At 75.5% G+C, this 17,170-nt stretch carries 14 protein-coding genes; 7 read left to right on the forward strand and 7 right to left on the reverse strand.

Annotated features, from left to right (window positions below; all coding sequences use genetic code 11):
• Positions 1–88: 88 nt before the first annotated feature.
• Complete coding sequence (locus ACZ5HG_RS18440) at positions 89–1,450, forward strand: sensor domain-containing diguanylate cyclase (RefSeq protein ID WP_464179068.1); 1,362 nt, start codon at positions 89–91, stop codon at positions 1,448–1,450.
• A gap of 37 nt (positions 1,451–1,487) precedes the next feature.
• Here the strand turns inward: ACZ5HG_RS18440 and ACZ5HG_RS18445 are convergent, their stop codons facing one another.
• On the reverse strand, positions 1,488–3,551 hold the full coding sequence (locus tag ACZ5HG_RS18445) for an NHL domain-containing thioredoxin family protein (RefSeq protein WP_464179070.1): 2,064 nt from the start codon (positions 3,549–3,551) through the stop codon (positions 1,488–1,490).
• Between the two features lie 215 nt (positions 3,552–3,766).
• On the opposite strand from ACZ5HG_RS18445, the gene ACZ5HG_RS18450 reads away from it, so the two are divergent.
• The gene (locus ACZ5HG_RS18450) at positions 3,767–6,565 is read left to right on the forward strand and encodes a hypothetical protein (protein WP_464179073.1); all 2,799 of its coding nucleotides are present in this window, start codon (positions 3,767–3,769) and stop codon (positions 6,563–6,565) included.
• An 89-nt stretch (positions 6,566–6,654) separates the two neighbouring features.
• Here the strand turns inward: ACZ5HG_RS18450 and ACZ5HG_RS18455 are convergent, their stop codons facing one another.
• The 3 genes from ACZ5HG_RS18455 to ACZ5HG_RS18465 form a co-directional block, all read right to left on the reverse strand.
• On the reverse strand, positions 6,655–8,775 hold the full coding sequence (locus tag ACZ5HG_RS18455) for a S9 family peptidase (protein ID WP_464179075.1): 2,121 nt from the start codon (positions 8,773–8,775) through the stop codon (positions 6,655–6,657).
• 238 nt (positions 8,776–9,013) lie between these two features.
• On the reverse strand, positions 9,014–11,080 hold the full coding sequence (locus ACZ5HG_RS18460) for a bifunctional copper resistance protein CopD/cytochrome c oxidase assembly protein (protein ID WP_464179077.1): 2,067 nt from the start codon (positions 11,078–11,080) through the stop codon (positions 9,014–9,016).
• Positions 11,080–11,832 carry a copper resistance CopC family protein gene (locus ACZ5HG_RS18465; RefSeq protein WP_464179079.1) on the reverse strand — a complete coding sequence of 251 codons (753 nt, stop codon included), beginning with the start codon at positions 11,830–11,832 and terminating at the stop codon, positions 11,080–11,082. The genes ACZ5HG_RS18460 and ACZ5HG_RS18465 overlap by 1 nt, the downstream gene beginning before the upstream one ends.
• A 178-nt stretch (positions 11,833–12,010) precedes the next feature.
• Between ACZ5HG_RS18465 and ACZ5HG_RS18470 the strand changes: the two genes are divergently transcribed.
• The 5 genes from ACZ5HG_RS18470 (at position 12,011) to ACZ5HG_RS18490 (ending at position 15,776) form a co-directional block, all read left to right on the forward strand.
• Entirely contained in the window at positions 12,011–12,793 is a 783-nt protein-coding gene (locus ACZ5HG_RS18470) for a JAB domain-containing protein (RefSeq protein WP_464179081.1), read from the forward strand.
• Positions 12,790–13,203 (forward strand): NUDIX hydrolase, encoded by a 414-nt coding sequence (locus ACZ5HG_RS18475; RefSeq protein ID WP_464179083.1) that lies wholly within the window; start codon positions 12,790–12,792, stop codon positions 13,201–13,203. Before ACZ5HG_RS18470 ends, ACZ5HG_RS18475 begins: the two co-directional genes overlap by 4 nt.
• A 58-nt stretch (positions 13,204–13,261) precedes the next feature.
• Complete coding sequence (locus tag ACZ5HG_RS18480; RefSeq protein ID WP_464179085.1) at positions 13,262–14,167, forward strand: DUF2207 domain-containing protein; 906 nt, start codon at positions 13,262–13,264, stop codon at positions 14,165–14,167.
• Between the two features lie 126 nt (positions 14,168–14,293).
• Positions 14,294–15,262 (forward strand): S41 family peptidase, encoded by a 969-nt coding sequence (locus tag ACZ5HG_RS18485; RefSeq protein WP_464179087.1) that lies wholly within the window; start codon positions 14,294–14,296, stop codon positions 15,260–15,262.
• Positions 15,263–15,299: 37 nt separating this feature from the next.
• Complete coding sequence (locus ACZ5HG_RS18490; protein ID WP_464179089.1) at positions 15,300–15,776, forward strand: PPOX class F420-dependent oxidoreductase; 477 nt, start codon at positions 15,300–15,302, stop codon at positions 15,774–15,776.
• Between the two features lie 15 nt (positions 15,777–15,791).
• Here the strand turns inward: ACZ5HG_RS18490 and ACZ5HG_RS18495 are convergent, their stop codons facing one another.
• The 3 genes from ACZ5HG_RS18495 to ACZ5HG_RS18505 form a co-directional block, all read right to left on the reverse strand.
• Positions 15,792–16,226 carry a hypothetical protein gene (locus ACZ5HG_RS18495; RefSeq protein WP_464179091.1) on the reverse strand — a complete coding sequence of 145 codons (435 nt, stop codon included), beginning with the start codon at positions 16,224–16,226 and terminating at the stop codon, positions 15,792–15,794.
• Between the two features lie 84 nt (positions 16,227–16,310).
• Positions 16,311–16,817, reverse strand: a complete 507-nt coding sequence (locus ACZ5HG_RS18500; protein WP_464179093.1) for a hypothetical protein — start codon at positions 16,815–16,817, stop codon at positions 16,311–16,313.
• Complete coding sequence (locus ACZ5HG_RS18505; protein WP_464179095.1) at positions 16,814–17,107, reverse strand: hypothetical protein; 294 nt, start codon at positions 17,105–17,107, stop codon at positions 16,814–16,816. The genes ACZ5HG_RS18500 and ACZ5HG_RS18505 overlap by 4 nt, the downstream gene beginning before the upstream one ends.
• Positions 17,108–17,170 lie beyond the last annotated feature (63 nt).

Raw genomic sequence — 17,170 nt, forward strand, 5'->3', positions numbered from 1 at the left:
GCACCGGGTTCACCCGCGTGGGCGAGCCGCCCGCCCGTCCGGACCCATACCGCGTGTGACGGGGCCTGCCGTGACCGATGATGAGCGGATGACCGACGTCCCACGGCCGCCGGCCCGCTCGAGCGAGACCCGCTCCGGCGGCGACGACGCCCGCCACCTCGCGCTGCTGGCCCACCGGCTCGGCGCCTGCACCACCCTCCCCGAGGTGTACGAGACCGGGGTGGTCGCCGCGCGCGACGTGCTGGGCTCCGCCGTCGGGGGCCTGGTCCAGGTGGAGCAGGACGAGTGGCACCCGGTGGCCGCGGACCCCGCCGAGGAGGAGGCTGCCGCCGGGGCCGTGCTGGCCGACGGCGACGTGCTGCGCGGGCTGCTCCGGCACCGCGAGACGTGGCGGTCCGGCCCGGTCACCCCGGACGACCCGCACCCGCGGCTGGCCGCCCCGGTGCTCGTCAACGGTGCGCTGTGGGGCGTGCTGGTCGCGGTGCGCGACGAGGGGACCGAGCCGTTCCGTGCCGACGACGCCGCCCGCGCCGAGGTGCTGGGTGCGCTGGTCGGCGCGCACATCGCCCGGCTGGACCTGGCCGAGCAGGTGCGGCACCTCGTCTCCGACGACCCGCTGACCGGGCTGAGCACCCGCCGGGTGGCCGACGAGGCCGCGCAGGCCGCGATCGACTCCGGCGACGAGACCTGCATCGTCATGTGCGACGTCGACGGCCTCAAGCGGGTGAACGACGACCTGGGCCACGACGCCGGCGACGACCTGCTGCGCGCGGTGGCCGGGGTGCTGCGCCGCGCGTCCTCCGGGCTCCCGGGATCGACGGCGGCCCGGATCGGCGGCGACGAGTTCTGCATCGTCACCAGCGGCATCCCGCGATCGACGGTGGTGCAGGTGATGGAGTCGACCGTCGGTGACCAGCCGCTGCCGCACGGCGCCTCGCTGTCCTACGGCATCGCGTCCTCCGCGCGCGGGTCGCTGGGCGCCGTGACGACGCCCCGCTCGCTGTTCCGCCGGGCGGACGCCGCGCAGTACCACGCCAAGCGCAGCCACGCGGCGGCCCGTGCCCGGCAGTACCGTGCCGACGACCCCGGGGCCGTGCTCGGCCGCACCGTCGGCGCCGCGGTGACCGCGTTGTCCGGCACCGGCCCGGGCGTGCTGAGCCGGCTGTGCGCGGTGGCCTCGGCCACCACGGAGGCCATGGGCGGGTCGGGCTGGACGGTCGCCCGCGACGTGCCGGCCGGCGATCCGGGGGCAGGCGGCGACGTCGGGACCTCGACCGCGGTGGTCGCCCGGGGCGGCACCCCCTCGCTGCACGTCAGCGGCATCCGGCCGGTGCTGCTGCACCGCGCGCCCTGGTTCGTCACGCTGGAGACGACGCTGCCGGCGGACGACCGCACGGTGGAGACCACGCTGGACACGCTGCTCGCGCTCGCGGTCACCGGCGCGGACTGACCGCGGCGCCGGCCGCGCGGCCCGCGCGCCGCTGGGCTCAGCCGTGCAGCGGCAGGGTGAGCGTCGTCGGCGCCTCGGCGACCACCCGCACCGGCACGCCCCAGTCCTGCGAGTTCAGGTGGCAGGCTGGGTACTCGATCGCCGGGTCCGCGTCGCAGCTGGCCGCGCGGGCGGTCACGTGCAGCACGCCCTCGGCGACCTCCGGGTTGATCCGCAGCACGCGGGTCAGCGGCACGTCGTCGCCCGCGCCGTCGAGCAGCAGCTCGGCCGGGGTCGCGGACACCCGCAGCATCGTGGACGGGCCGAAGCGGTCGTCGTACTTCTGCCCCGCGGCGGGGGTGAAGACGACGTCGAGGGTGAGGTCGCCGGATGCGATCTCGGTGACCGGCCGCTGGGTGCGGTGCGCGCCGGAGTCCAGGAGCTCCCCTGCGAGGGTCGCCGGCAGCGCGATCCGGGTCAGCCGGTGCGCGGCCGACTCCACGACCAGCAGCGTCACGCCCTCGCCCTCGGTCAGCACGACGATCCCGCTCGGCTCCGCGAGCCCGGTGGCTAGCGTGCTCACCTCGCCCGGACCGTCGGTGCCGGGCACGCCGGGCGACCAGCGGCGGACCGCACCGTTGTAGGTGTCGGCGACGACCACCGATCCGTCCGGCAGCACCGCCACGCCGAGCGGGTGCTGGAGCAGCGCCTGGTCGGCGGCGCCGTCGCGGTGGCCGAAGTCGAACAGCCCCGCCCCGACGGCGGTGCCGACGCCCGTGCCGCGCCCGAAGGCGTCGGCCGGTCCGGAGGGGCGCGCGGCGACGGCCTCGGCCACGGCCTCGACGGGGGCGGCGACCATCAGCCCGGGCAGCGCGGTCAGCCCCGGCAGCGCGACCGTCGGGGTCGCCGCGCCCGCCTCCGGCACGTCGAGATACCGCAGCGCCGAGACCTCGGAGTCGGCCAGCCAGATCCGTCCGTCGGCGGCGACCGCCAGCCCGGAGGTCTGCGCGAACCACGCCTCCGCCGGGTCGCCGTCCACCAGGCCCTCGTTCATCGTGCCGGCCACGGGCTCGATCGCGCCGCGCACCGGGTCGAACGCCCAGATCTGGTGGTCGCCGGCCATCGCGACCACGGCGGTGCCGGTGCGCTCCGACCAGACGACGTCCCACGGGGAGGACAGCGGCACCTCGCGCGCCGGGCGCGGCGCCCCGTCGACCCGCCACAGGTCCGGGCGGCCGGGCAGCGGCGCCGGGACGGTCGGGTCGCCCACCAGGTACTGCTCGCCGGTGCCTGCCACCGTGGTCACCGTGCCGTCGGCGAGACGGACCCCGCGCAGCGCGTGGTTCACGGTGTCCGCCACGAGCACGTCGTAGCCGACCCGCTCGGCGATCTCGGCCGGCAGCAGGGTCAGCCCGTTGGGCTCGCTGAACCGGGCCTGCTCCGGACCGCCGTCGACCAGCCCGCGCTCGCCGCTGCCGATCCGCCGGACCAGCGTCTCGCCGTCCGCCGCCAGCACCGCGAGCCCGTGGTGCCCGGCGTCCGCGACCAGCACGGTGCCGTCGGGCAGGGCGACCGCCTTGGCCGGGAAGCGCAGCGTGCCCGCCACCGGCTCCGGCGGCACGTAGGGACCGTCGCCGCGGTGCAGCGTACCCTTCGCCTCGTGCTCGGCGACCAGCTCGCGCACCAGCGTCTCGACGTTGCTCCGGTGCCCCTCGCCCGCCATCTGCGCGACCACGTAGCCCTCGGGGTCGATCACCACCAGCGTCGGCCAGGCGCGTGCGGCGTACGCCGACCAGGTGACGAGCTCCGGGTCGTCCAGCACCGGGTGGTGCACCTCGTACCGTTCCACGGCGGCGGCCAGCGCGACCGGGTCCGCCTCGTGCACGAACTTCGGCGAGTGCACGCCGACCACGACCAGCACGTCGCGGTGCTGCGCCTCGATCTCGCGCAGCTCGTCCAGCACGTGCAGGCAGTTGATGCAGCAGAACGTCCAGAAGTCGAGCAGGACGACCTTGCCGCGCAGGTCGGCCAGGGTCACCTCGCGGCCACCGGTGTTGAGCCAGCCGCGGCCGATCAGCTCGGAGGCGCGGACCTTGGGGAGTCGGGTGCTGCTCGCGGTCACGGGGACAGTCAACACGACGCCGGGCGCGACGCCCTCCGCGCGCCGTGGGACGTCACCCGTCAGGGGTGGATCATCCTGAACGTCCGCTGGGAACTGCGATACGGTCCGCCCGGGGCAGGGCTGACGACGCCGGTCCCGACGCCGTGATCCTGGAGGAGCAGACCATGCCCGCGCCCGACCCCTCTCCGCAGCCGGGGGACCCGACGCCCCCGCCCGTGACGCCACCGCAGGGCGGGGCCGCCGTCCCCGCCGCCGCGGACGACAGCACGCCGGTGCGCGGGGTGCCTGCGGTGCCCGCGCCGGAGGGCGCGCAGCCGCCGGTCGCACCCGTCCCGCCGGCCACGTCGCCGGTCGCTCCGTCCGCCCCGCCGGTCGCCGCACCGCCGGTCGCCGCCCCGCCGGTGACGTACCCGGCACCGGGTCAGCCCGCGGGCTACCCGCAGCCGATCCCGCCCGGTCAGCCGGTCCCGCCGATCGCTCCCGGCCAGGCGGCCCAGCCGACTCAGCCCGTGCAGCCGGGTCAGCCCGTGCAGCCGGCAGGGGGCTACCCCGCCCCGGTCCAGGTGTCCGCGCAGCCCCCCGCCGCGCCCGCCTACCCCGCACCGACCTACCCCGCGCCCGGCCAGACCGCTCCGGGCCAGCCCGTCGGCCCCGCGCCCGTCCAGTACGGCCCCGCGCCCGGTCAGCCCGGGCAGCCCGCGTGGGCCGGCGCCGCCCCCGTCCCCGCCGCGCCCAAGATGCCCGTCCCGTTCCCGGCGCTGCTCGCCTCCGCCGCCCGCCGCGCCGGCGCCGGCTACCTGGCCGCGCTGGTGCTCGCGTTCGTGCAGACCGTGCTGCTGATCGGCTTCACCGACGAGATGCCGCTCGGCGCCGTGGTGTCCCTGCCGGTGCTGCTGGTCTCGATGAGCCTGCTCGGTTCCGCCTCGGTCAGCTACACCGAGTCGTCGATGTTCGTCGACTCGTCCTTCGACGCGTCACTGCACGTGGTCCCGCTGACGCTGCTGCTCGCGCTGCTGGCCGGCGTGGTCGTGGTGGCCACCCTGGAGCGGAAGGCCAATCGCCTGCCGGCCGCCGAGGGCACGCTGCCGCGTGACCGGTGGATCACCGCCGCGCTCACCGGTGGTGTGCTGACGGTCGGCGGGTCGATCCTCGCGGCGGTGCTGCGCGTGTCGGTGCCCGATCAGGAGATCCGACTCGGCGCCTTCGGCTTCGCCCTGGTGCTCGGGGCGTTCCTGGTCGGCGGCGTCGCGTCGGTGCTCGGCGACCTGCTCGGCCGTCGCGGGTCGGTGCACCCGCACCGGTTCGGCCTGCGGGTCCGTCCCACCGGCGAGATCCGTGCCGCGCTGGCCTCGGTGTCGACGCTGCTCGGCCTGCCGGCTGTGGTGCTGCTGGTGGTCGGCCTGGTGTGGATCGCCGTCGAGTCCGCCGACGTGCTGCTCGGCGTCCCCGCGCTGGTGCTCAACGTGCTGGTGTGGGCGGTCGCGATCGTGATGGGTGGCGGGATCTCCGCCGCCGGCGGCAGCTCCTTCGGCGACTCGAGCTCCGAGGTGCAGACGCTGTTCGGCTCCGGGGTGCCGGGGTGGGCGATCGCCCTGCTGCTCTTGCTGGCGCTGGTCGCCACGCTGGCGTCCGGCCTGGTGCTCGCGATCCGTCGCCCCGGCGCGGGGTGGGGACGCGCGTGGATCACGCCGCTGGTGTTCGCGGTGGTCGCCGGTCTGCTGACGCTGTTCAGCGGTGTGGTCGTCTCCGGCGGGATCAGCCTGGGCGGCGTCGGCGGCTCGACGAGCGGCTGGATCGGCATCGCGCCGTGGTGGTTCCTCAGCCTGGCCGTGTGGGCGGTCGGCGTCGAGGCCGTCGCGCGCTACGTCGTGCCCTTCCTGATCCGGCTGCTCCCGGAGGCGCGCCAGCAGGCGCTGTACCGGAGCGCTGCTGCTCCCGCCGCTGCGGGGGTGCCCGGCGCGCCCACGACCGACGGGTCGGCCCCGGCGCAGCCCGGGATCCCGGTGGCCGCGCCGCTCAGCCCGACGGCGCGCCGCTGGGTGCTGGTCGGCGGGATCGGGGTCGCCGCGCTGGTGGTGCTCGGTGTCGGCGGCGCCATCGCCGTGTCGCAGATCAACCAGCGCGTGTTCGGTCCCGAGCAGGTCGCGCAGGACTACCTGGACGCCCTGGAGGCGGGTGACGCCTCCACCGCGCTCGAGATCGGCTCGGTCGACACGCTCGAGATGGACGAGGCGCTGCTCACCGACGAGATCTACGCGGCGGCGACGGATCGCCCGACCGACGGCCGGGTGGTGGACGTCGAGCGCTCCGGCGACTCGGCGGTGCTGACCGTGGAGTACCAGCAGCGGGGCGCGACGGTCACCGAGACGCTGTTCGCGCGTCGCACCGGATCGACCGCCGTGCTGTTCGACGAGTGGCAGCTGCGGGGCAACTCGATCGGCACGATCACCCTGTCGGACAGCGCCGGTGGCGACACACTGACCGTGAACGGGGTCGACGTGGTGCTCGCGGACGGCTGGACGCTGGCCGCCCTGCCCGGCACCTACACGCTCACCGGTGCCGAGTCGCGCTGGCTGGACTCGAGCGAGACCTCGGTGACCGTGCGCGGCACGGGCTGGGCCGAGGCGGAGACCCCCGCGGCGACCCCGAGCGACGAGCTCGAGACCGAGGTCGACCGCCTGGTGTCCGAGTACCTCGCCACCTGCATCGCCTCGACCGAGACGGAGCCGGCGGACTGCCCGAACGAGTCCTGGGTCTACTACGACCTGGCGGGCGTGGCCTGGACCCTCGACTCCGCACCGGTGGTCGAGCTGAACCTGGACTACTCGTGGGAGGAGGGCGAGTACGTCCTCGACACGGTGACGCCGGGGTCGGCCACGCTCACCGGCACCTACGCCGAGGAGACGTGGTCGCACGCGGTCGGCGAGCCGTACTCGGAGACCGTGGACATCGAGATGTACGGGACGATCATCGTGGACGGCGACGACGTGCGGTACGAGTACTCGCGATACTGACCGCACCCGCAACGCGAGCGTTGCACAACCGAGGGGCTGATCAACCGTTGGGTTGATCAGCCCCTCCTGGCGTCAGCGGGCGGTCGGCGTCAGCCGAGCACCTCCGGCAGCGCGGGACGCTCGCCCTCCGGCAGCCCGAGCACGTGCTCGGCCAGGAACCCCTCGACCACCTGGTACCAGACCTTCGCGTGCTGCGGCGTCAGCACCCAGTGGTTCTCATCGGGGAAGTAGAGGAACCGGTGCGGGGTGCGGCCCTGCTCGTCCGCCGGCAGGCCGGAGCGGGACAGCAGCTCATACCAGAGCCGCAGGCCCTCGCCGATCGGCACCCGGTAGTCCTTGTCGCCGTGCACGACCAGCATCGGGGTCACGATCTTCTCCACCGACAGGTGCGGGGAGTTGGCCAGCGCCATCTCGGCCGTCATCTCCCGCTCCCAGTAGAAGGAGTCGTCGGTGGTCGGCCCGAACTGGTCCAGCGCCCACAGGCTCGCGTGCGTGACGATCGCCCGGAACCGGTCGGTGTGCCCGGCCACCCAGTTCGCCATGTAGCCGCCGAAGGATCCGCCCATCGCACCCGTGCGCGTCGCGTCGATGTCGTCCCGGGCGATCGTGGCATCGGTCGCCGCCATCAGGTCCGTGTACGGCGCCGCACCCCACGCACCCCAGCCCCGCTGGACGAAGTCCTGCCCGTAGCCGGTGGACAGGGCCGGGTCCGGCAGCAGCACCGCGTAGCCGCGCGCCGCGAGGATCCACGGGTTCCACCGCCACGACCAGGCGTTCCACGAGCCGAGCGGCCCGCCGTGGATCCACAGCAGCAGCGGTGCCGGCGCGTCGGCCGAGGCGCCCTCGGGCAGCACCAGCCAGGACCGCACCGCCGAGCCGTCCTCGCCGGTGGTGTGCACCTCGGTCAGCGTGCCGGGCAGCGTCGGCAGCGGCACCGGGGAGAGCAGCGCCTGCGCGGCGACCGGCTCGCCGGAGGCCAGCGCCGTCGCCAGGTCGAACCGCACCGGGTGCGCCGGGGCGGCGTAGGAGGTGGCGAGCGCGTAGAGCGTGGCCCCGTCCGGGCTGACGTTCAGGTCGCTGATCACGGCGTCGTCCGCGGTGACCCGGGTGACCGCGTCCGTGCCGAGGTCGACGTGGAAGACCGGACCCCGGCCGAGGTCGTCCGCCGCCACCAGCAGGCCGGTGCCGTCCCGCGTCCAGACCACCTCGTGCGGCCAACGGTCCCACGCCTCCGCCACCCGGCGGGCGGCCGATCCGTCGATCCCCACCACCCACAGCTCCTCGCGCGGAGCCTGCGTCGGGGTGCTCAGCGTCTCGCGCACGTAGGCGACCTGGCGGCCGTCCGGCGAGACCACCGGCGAGTAGACGTCGGCGCCCGGGTCGTCCACCAGCACCGTACGCGCACCCGAGGCGACGTCGATCGCGACCAGCGTGTTCCGCAGCGATCCGCGCGCACCCGGCAGCGTCCAGGCGACGACCACCGTGCTGCCGTCCGGCGTGACGGCCGGGTCCTGCTCGCGCAGGGCGCCGCCGGGGGCCGGGGTCAGGTCGCGCAGGTCCAGCGCCGGGGCCTTCTCCCCCGCGGCCGGGGTGGTCGCCACCGCGGCCAGATCAGCGGCGAACAGGTGCGGCACCGCCGGCCCGAGGTCGTGGTCCCAGAACCGCACCGGGTACGCGTCGTGCAGGATCGCCGCGACCTTCGCGTCCGCGCGCACCCCGATCAGCCGCTCGTCCTCCGCGTCGTCCGTGGCGCGCGGCAGCACGTCCGAGGTCAGCACCGCGACCGGCGCCTCGGCAGCCACCGCGGCACCGTCGATCCCAGCCTTGCGGCGGGCGACCACCCGGGCCTCCGCACCGTCGGCCGGCAGCAGCCACAGCGCCGCGGGGGTGTCGTCGTCGGAGCCGCTCGCGTCCGGGTCGAGGCGCGCCGAGACGAACAGCAGGTCGCCGGCCGAGGTGAAGCGCGCGCCGCGCTCCCCCTTCGTCGAGCGGGTCAGGCGCCGGGCGGGGGCGGCACCGGTCGGGTCCACCTCCCAGAGCGCCGAGACGTAACGGGTGCGCTTCTCGTCCAGGGTCGCGACGGAGGTCACCAGGCGGGTGCCGTCGGGCGAGAGGGTCAGCCCCGACAGCCGCGGCAGCGCGACGTAGGCGTCGAGGTCGTGGAACGGGGTCGCGGGGGCCGGCTCGGCCGGCGTCGGCTCAGAGGTCACCCTGCCGTCCTATCACGCGCGGCTCGTGCAGGTCCCGCGCGTTTCCGCACGCGCCCCGCGCCGTCCCACGCTCGACCCGCGTGATCCCTCGCCTGACCCGCGTGATCCCTCGCCTGACCCGCGTGATCCCTCGCCGAGTTGTCATCTTGTGTCGCTTCAGAGCCCCCCGAAGCGACAAGTTCTGACAACTCGGCGGACGGAGACGCGCGCCCGGGCGAGCGCAGGCCGCGCGTGGGTCTCAGTCGCGCGGGGCGGAGCCGTCGCGGGCGGCCAGGCGGGCGAGCATCTCGTTGTACTCGTCCATCTCCAGATCGCCCTCACGGGCCACGCGGCGGTCGCGCCGGCGTGCGGTCCGCTCGTCGTCGCGCGCCCAGGAGAACGCCACCGCGATCGCCAGCGCCAGCGTCGGCAGCTCGCCGATCCCCCAGGCGACGCCCCCGCCGCGCTGCTGGTCCACGATCGCCGACGGTCCCCACTCGCGACCGAGCAGCCCGAACCAGTCCGGCACCAGCAGCACCTCGCCGGTGACCAGCGCGATCCCGAAGAACGCGTGGAACGCCATGGTCGCGAACAGCAGCAGCAGCCGCTGCGGGTAGGGCAGCCGGGTCGGCCCGGGGTCGATCCCCACCAGCCCGTTGACGAACAGGTACCCGGCCAGCGAGAAGTGCACGACCATCACGACGTGGCCGAAGCCCGAGGTCAGCGCCCACGAGAACACGTCGGTCCAGTAGAAGACGATCATCGACCCGGCGAAGTTCACCGCCGCCACCACCGGGTGCGCGAAGAACCGCCCCCACCGGCTGTGCACCAGCGCGAGCAGCCACTCCCGGGGCCCGCGCGACAGGTCGGCGTCCGCCCCGCCCCGCGCCCCGGCCGACGAGCGGGCGGGCAGCGCGCGCAGGGCCAGGGTCACCGGCGCGGACAGCGCGAGGAAGATCGGCGCCACCATCGCCAGCAGCATGTGCTGCACCATGTGCGCGCTGAACAGCACGTGCCCGTACATCGCGGCGCCGCCGGAGGTCGTCCAGAAGAACAGCACCATCCCGGCGGTCCAGGACGCGGTGCGCGCCCAGGGCCAGGTGTCGCCGCGCCGACGCAGCCGCAGCACCCAGCGCAGGTACACGATCAGCCCCGCGACGGCGGCGCACGCCCACAGCACGTCCCACCGCCACTCGGTGATCCAACGCAGTGCGGTCGGCTCCGGCGGCAGCGCGTGACCGGTGACGATCTCGGCCGGCGTCGGATCGGTGATCGGGTCGTCCGGCACCGGCGGCGCGGAGGACCCCAGCGCCACCGCCACCCCGGACACCGCGCCCATCACCGCGAGCTCCACCGCGACCAGCCGCCAGAACAGCCCGGTCGCGCGCGCCCGCGTGGTCCCCGCGCCGAGCCGTCGAACCACGCCGCGCCGGTGCGCCAGACCCAGCAGGCCGAGCACCCCGAACAGGGCGATCTTCACCAGCAGCAGCACCCCGTAGCGGGTGCCGAGGTCGGACCAGGTGCCGATCCGGATGATCGAGTTGACCGCCCCGGACACCGCGACCAGCGCGAAGCACCAGCCCGCCACCACCGAGAACCGTGCCACCGCCGGTGCCAGGTCCGCACCGAGCCGGTGCGCCAGCGGCGACAGCGCGACCAGCGTGCCGATCCACACCGCCGCGCCCACGAGGTGCAGGAACATCGAGATCGACGCCAGATCATGGCTCGCGGCACCGGCGGCGTGGCCGGTCTGCGCGTTCTGCCACAGCGCGACGACCACCAGCAGCGAGGTCCACGCCGCGGCGAGCGGACCGTTCACCAGCAGCGCCACCGCCGTGACCACCGCCGCCGCGATCACCTGGACCAGCAGCACCCTGCCGAGCTCGAACCGGGTGACGAACTGCCCGAGCTCACCGCCGAACGCCGGGTCCGACAGCGACAGACCCGCCACGTTCGCGTAGGTCAGCACCAGCTCGGCGACCGCGGACAGCGTCCACACCGCCGACGCCAGCGCGGTCACGCCCGACGCCGCCCGGATCACGCCCGCACGGTCGGGGCTGCGCCGCACCAGGATCCCCGCGAGCAGCAGCAGACCGCCGAGGGTCGCGGAGGCGGCGATCTCGGAGGCGGTCGACGCGATCGGCAGACCCCAGCGGACCAGGGCCCCCGGATCGCGCAGCACCTCGGCGTCGGACGCACCGGTGAACGACACCCCGGCCAGCACCGCCGCGAGCGCGAGCAGCGCCAGCGCGCCGATCCGCACCACGCCGGCGGTCGCGCCGGTCGCGCCGACCGGCTCCGTCGCCGTCGGGGTGCCTGCCGCCATCAGTCCTCCGTCCGGTCCCCCGCACGTCGGCGCTCACGCACCACGAACACCGCGACGGCACCGGCGGCCAGCACCGCGACCACGATCGCGACGATCGCGCCCGCCGCCAGCCCGGAGTCCTCGTCCTGCGCGGTCTCCTCGGCGACGGTGCTCGGGCTCGCCTCCGGGCTCGCCGGCGACAGGGTGGTGACCTCGGGGGTCACGGTCGGCTCGGGCTCCTCGGTGGCCATGCCGGCGTCCGGGGTCGCCGGGGCGCCCGGGTTCGCCTGGCCGATCGTGATGTCGGCCGAGGCGGTGAAGGTGAAGGTGCCGGAGATCGGGTGGCCGTCCACGGAGGTGACGCGCCACTGCACCGTGTAGGTGCCGGCGGGCAGCGTGCCGGCGAGCGCCTGGCTCACGGTCACGTCGCCGAGCTCGGCGGCGCCGTCGCTGACCGTCGAGCCGTCCGGGGCCAGCACCACGATCTCGGTGCCGAGGGCCTGCGCCGCCTCGTCGAAGGTGAGCGTCACCCGCTCCGGCGCGGTCGCGACGGTGGAGCCGTCCGCCGGGTCGGTGCCCTGGAGGCTGTTGTGCGCGGAGGCGTGCGGCGCTGTGAGGACGATCGCCGCGAGCGCCAGCAGCGCCGCCGCCAGCACCGCGAGCAGTCGGGCGGCGGGGGCCGCGGACCGCGGGGCGACGGCGACGCGGGCACCGGCCCGGGCGCTCGGGCGGGTGGCGGACGGACGGCGGTCGGGCGTGGGCTGCGAGATCACCGGCCCATCATCACCCGCACCACCCCCGCCCCGCGCGCGAGGTGGCGAGGATCACCCGGATCCCGTCGGCCGGCGGTGCCGCTCCACGAGCGGGCGTCGAGCCGTCCACAGGCCCATCGTCGAGATCCGGCCTGTGGACGACGGTCGAGCGGGTGCTCGCCGTGCCTACCGTCGACCCGTGACCACCCTGCTCGCGGACCTCGACCCCGCCGACCGGCCGCGCGAACGGCTGCTCCGCCTGGGCCCCGACGCGCTCTCCGACGCCGAGCTCGTCGCCCTGCTGCTCGGCTCCGGACGCCGCGGCCGTGGGGCGGTCGACCTCGCGCGCGACCTGCTCGACGCGCACGGCGGGCTGCCCGGTCTGTCCCACGCGCTGCCGGACGACCTGCGCGACACCGTCGGGGTGGGCGACGCCAAGGCCACCCGGGTCGTCGCCGCGCTCGCCCTCGCCCGCCGGTTCGGCACCTCCACCGACCGGCGCGAGACCGTGCGCACCCCGGCCGACGTCGCCCGGATCGCGGGGCCGCTGCTCGGTCCGGACGACCACCGGGTCGCCGTGGTGATCGGTGATCGCGCCTGCCGACTGGTGGACGCCCTCGTGCTGCCGGTCGGTGCGCACGACCGGCCGCCGCCGGTGCGCCCGGTGCTCGCCGAGGTGCTGCGACGCGGCGGGGTGACCGTGGCGCTGGCGCACCGGCACGCGGTCGCGGCCGGACGCGAGGGCGAACCGGCGGGCGCCCCGGTGGTGATGCACGACCTGGACGCCGACGACGTCACCGTCCACCCGGCCGACCACGCCCTCGGGCGCGCGCTCGACGCCGCCGGAGCGCTGTGCGGCGTCCGCCTGCTCGAGCACCTGGTGCTCCACGGCGACGGGTGGGTCCGCGTCACCGATCCCCCGGCGCGCACGGCGAGCGGCCGCCGCGGGGTGTCGGAGCGAGGAGGCAGGATGATCGCGTGACCGACCCCGCCGCCCCGCCCGTCATCCGTGTCTCCGCCGCCCTCATCACCGACCCGGACGGACGGCACCTGCTGGTGCGCAAGCGCGGGACCACGGCGTTCATGCAGGCCGGCGGCAAGATCGAGCCCGGTGAGCACCCGCGCGACGCGGTCATCCGGGAGATCGGCGAGGAGCTCGGCGTCACCGTGCACGCCGAGCAGGTGCGCGACCTCGGCCACCACGAGACCGTCGCCGCCAACGAGCCCGGCCACCTGCTGCACGCCGAGGTGTTCGCCGTCGACGGGGTCACCGACGTGGCCGCCACCGCCGAGATCGCCGAGGCCGTGTGGGTCGACCTCGACCAGGCCGCGCTGCTCTCGCTGGCCCCGCTCACCGCGACGCTGCTCGGGGTGACGCCCACGGCGCGCTGACGCGGGGCGGCCGCCGCGCGTCACCCGGCGTTCACCCGCGCATGATCCGCTGGCGTCGATGAGCCCGACCGACCACCCGGACCTGCTCCCGCTCGCGCTGCTGCTCCTCGCGCTCGGCGTCGCCACCACGATCGGCCTGATGGTGCTCACCGCCCCGCCCGCCGACCCGCGCACCCCGGTGCGGCCGACCCGGAGGCTCGACCCGCCGACGGAGACCCTGCTGGTCGCCGCGGAGGTGGCCGGATGGCGGCAGCGCAGCGGCACCGCACAGCTCGCCGCGCTGGTGCACCGCGGGGTGCTGCGCCTGGATCCGTCGGCTCCGGGCACGATCGAGGTGGCGGACGCGACCCGGCTCGACGCGCTGGAGCGCGACTTCCTGTTCGCCCTGCTGAACGGCGAGCCGCGCACCGGGTCACGCACCCGGCTCGACCCGCAGGACCGGGGAACCGCCGCCCGGGTGCGCCGGGTGCACGCCGCCGTCGCCGAGGTCGCCACCGACCGGGGCTGGCGGTACCGGCCCTCCCCACGGCGGGGCGTCTGGGCGCTCCGCCTCGCGATCGTCGCCCTGCTCGCCGCGTCGATCCCGCTGGCCGTCCAGGACGAGCGCACCCGGTTCGTGGCGCTCGCGCTCGGCGTCGTCGCGCTCACCGTCGCGTTGCCCGCCGCCGGCCGGCGCCGCACCACCGCACGTCCGCTCACCGATCGGGGGGCTGCCCTGCGCGACCACGTGCTCGGCGTCCAGGACCACCTCCGGTTCGACGAACGGCGCGGCGACGGCACCGCCCTGCACCCCTACGCCGTCGCCCTCGGCCTGCTGCCCCGCTGGCGCCGCCGGTACGGCGAGGAGGACCCGACGCTGCGCGCGCTCATCGCGTCGCTCGGCGGGGACCAGGAGGAGAACGGCTACCAGGACCTGCAGCCCGACGACGCCTGGGCGCCGCCCAAGCCCCCGCCGTCCGACTGAGGTCCGCCGCCCCGTCGTGCCCCGGGACCACCAGCACCGGGCACCGCTCCGCCTGCGGCCTGATGTGCCGCAGGGAGCCATGGGACGAATCTGAGGGGAGCAACGAACCCCGAGGAGGAGTCGACAGTGAGCAGGAAGAAGCACCCGGTGCTGGCGGTGACCGGCGCGGTCGTCGGGTGCGCCGTCGTGGGCGTGATCGCCGGTCTGTGGGCGTTCGGGCCCCGCCTGGGCATCTGGATCGTGCCGCCGACCCCGGAGCGCTACGGGAACGAGACGCTGCGGCTGCTGGACCGTGGCCTGTACGCCGAGGGACCGGAGTGGGCGGACGCGCGGCGGGCGGCGCAGCAGGCGCTCGACTCGGCCGGCTCCTTCGCGGCGGCCGACGCCGCCCTGGCCGACGCGGTCGCCGTCGCCGGCGGCCACCACTCGGCGATCCTCACCGCTCCCGGCACCGGGGCCGGCACCGATCCGGAGCCCGCGCCGTCGGTGACCGTCGACCGGCAGATCGCGACCGCGCTGGTCCCCGAGTTCACCGGGGACGCGCAGGCCGCCCAGGCGTACGCGGACACCCTCGCCGACGGACTGGTGACCTCCGGGGCGTGCGGGGTCGTCGTCGACCTGCGGGGCAACGGCGGCGGGGACATGGGCCCGATGCTCGCCGGGCTGAGCCCGCTGCTGCCCGACGGCGACCTCACGACGTTCGTGGTCGACGGCCGCTCCACCCCCGTACGGCTGACCGACGGAGCGGTGTCCGGCGGTGGCACCCCGATCAGCACCTCGGCCGGATCGACCACGCTGGGCGTGCCGGTGGCGGTGCTGACCGACTCCGGGACCGGCAGCTCCGGCGAGCAGGTCGCGATCGCGTTCCGCGGTCTCGACGACGTGCGGTCGTTCGGCGAGCCCACCGCCGGGTACGCCAGCGTCAACCAGTCCTTCACGCTCTACAGCGGATCGACGCTCGTGCTGACCGTGGGTGAGACCCGGGGCCGCGACGGCACCCTGTACGGCGACCGCCCGATCGAGCCCGACGAGGTCACCGGTGCCGCCGAGGCGCCCGACCGCGCGCTCGCGTGGCTGCGGGAGCGGTGCGGCTGACCCGCGCGCGCCCGACCCCGCGCCTAGGGTCAGGGGCATGGCCCGAACCGTCGCGACCACCCGCACCGTCGACCTGCCCACGCTGCTCGACTTCGTCCGCCCGCGGCACCACCTGCTGCTCGTCACCACCCGCCGCGACGGCCGTCCCCAGGTCTCGCCGGTCAGCGGGGGCGTGGACGACCAGGGGCGGATCGTCGTCTCCACCTACCCCGGACGTGCCAAGACCGTGAACGCCGAGCGCGACCCGCACGTGTCCGTCGTCGTGCTCTCCGACGAGTGGAACGACGCCTGGGTGCAGGTCGACGGCGACGCCGAGGTGCTGCACATGCCCGAGGCCGAGGACGCCCTGGTCGACTACTACCGCTGCATCGCCGGCGAGCACCCCGACTGGGACGAGTACCGCGCCGCCATGCGCATCCAGGGCAAGTCGCTGATCCGCGTCACGCCGACCCGCTGGGGGCCGATCGCCACCGGTGGCTTCCCCGCCGACGTCGCCGCCCGCCTGGACGGCTGAGCGGAGCGGCGGCGGTCACCCGCGCAGATCGGGACGCCCGTCGGCGTGGTCGAGGTGCCACTGCTGCCAGAAGGTCATGACGCAGGTGTGCGGTCCGGCCGGGTCGACGACCGCCGCGGGAACGCGGTTCATCCACCCGGCGACCCGCACCGCGCGCAGGGTGTCGGGATCGAGCCCGTCCAGCGCCGCCGTCGCCGGGGTGCTGTACCCGACGCCGCGCGGTGTGCCCGGCCCGACGAGCACGTCGTGGTGCATCAGCGCCACCGCGACCAGGCCCGGGTCGACGGTGCCCGCCGCTGCCGCTTCCAGGACCCCGGGCAGCGGGGTGCACACGATCCACCGCTCCTGGTCACGCCACTGCGGGAGCAGCCGGTCGGCCTCCTGCGGACCGACCGGCACGACGGCGCGCTCGCTCTCGCACCACGGGCACCCGTCCGGCCGAGCGCTCACCTGGTCGCTCCTCTGCGCGGCCGCTCGATGATCGCGTCCAGCCCGTCGGTCATCTGCTCGGTCATCGCTCGGCCTCCACCGCCGTCACGGCTGCTGCGGCACCTGCGCCGGCCACGGCCCGGCGAACTTCCCCGGTACCGCCACCACGCGGGTCGGCGATCCGAGCGCCTGCTCGACCAGCCGCGTGACCCGGCTGGACAGCTCGGCGAGAGTGTCGCCCCACTCCGTCGGGCGCGGGGTGGTCTGCGACATGTCCAGCTCCTCCAGCACCATCACCGGCGTCGGCAGCGCGGGGATCGAGACGTCGATCAGGCGCTGCCAGAGCGTGCCCGGCCGCACGACGACCTCGTGCTCGTCCGGCTGCGCCGAGAACGCCGCGATGCTGCGTCCGGTGCGGTTGAGCAGCACGAGCAGCGGCGCTGAGAAGTTCTCGCTCGCCACCCGGGGATCGCGCGAGGACGCGAGGACACCGGTCACCACGCCCAGCGGGGGCGGCACCTCGTCACCCGGACCGAGCCCACGGAACGTGATGCCGTTGAACGCGGGCAACTTGGCCAGCGCGTCCAGGAAGTCGCTCACCGGGCTGCTCATCGTCGTCGCTCCTCGCGATCGTCGTAGCGGGGGACCTCGTCGTCGGGGACGCGCTCCCAGGAGCCGTCGGGCTTCTGCCGCATCAGGTAGGTGATCATCGGATCGCGGCACTTCGCGATGCCGATGTCGCCCGGCTGCAAGGGTCGACCACGACGCGCCGTCGCCTCGTCCTCGGCGCGCGCCATCATCGCGCGATGGAACGCGAGAAACTCCTCGTCCGTCATTCCTTCGGTCTCCGACGAGTGGTGCTTCTTGGGATCGGGCCTCGGATCGGGGTCCTCGTGGGTCATGGCTGCACCTCGTTCCCAACGAGCCGGTAGTGGCCGGCGGGAGGCTTCCCGCCGACGTCGCCG

The organism is Cellulomonas sp. GTC20042 (assembly GCF_055389595.1).

Excerpts from the sequence above, each read along its gene's own strand:
- ACZ5HG_RS18440 (WP_464179068.1), top strand. The coding sequence starts at position 89 with ATGACCGACGTCCCACGGCCGCCGGCCCGCTCGAGCGAGACCCGCTCC.
- ACZ5HG_RS18460 (WP_464179077.1), bottom strand. The coding sequence starts at position 11,080 with ATGGCGGCAGGCACCCCGACGGCGACGGAGCCGGTCGGCGCGACCGGC.
- ACZ5HG_RS18480 (WP_464179085.1), top strand. The coding sequence starts at position 13,262 with ATGAGCCCGACCGACCACCCGGACCTGCTCCCGCTCGCGCTGCTGCTC.
- ACZ5HG_RS18490 (WP_464179089.1), top strand. The coding sequence starts at position 15,300 with ATGGCCCGAACCGTCGCGACCACCCGCACCGTCGACCTGCCCACGCTG.
- ACZ5HG_RS18500 (WP_464179093.1), bottom strand. The coding sequence starts at position 16,817 with ATGAGCAGCCCGGTGAGCGACTTCCTGGACGCGCTGGCCAAGTTGCCC.
- ACZ5HG_RS18505 (WP_464179095.1), bottom strand. The coding sequence starts at position 17,107 with ATGACCCACGAGGACCCCGATCCGAGGCCCGATCCCAAGAAGCACCAC.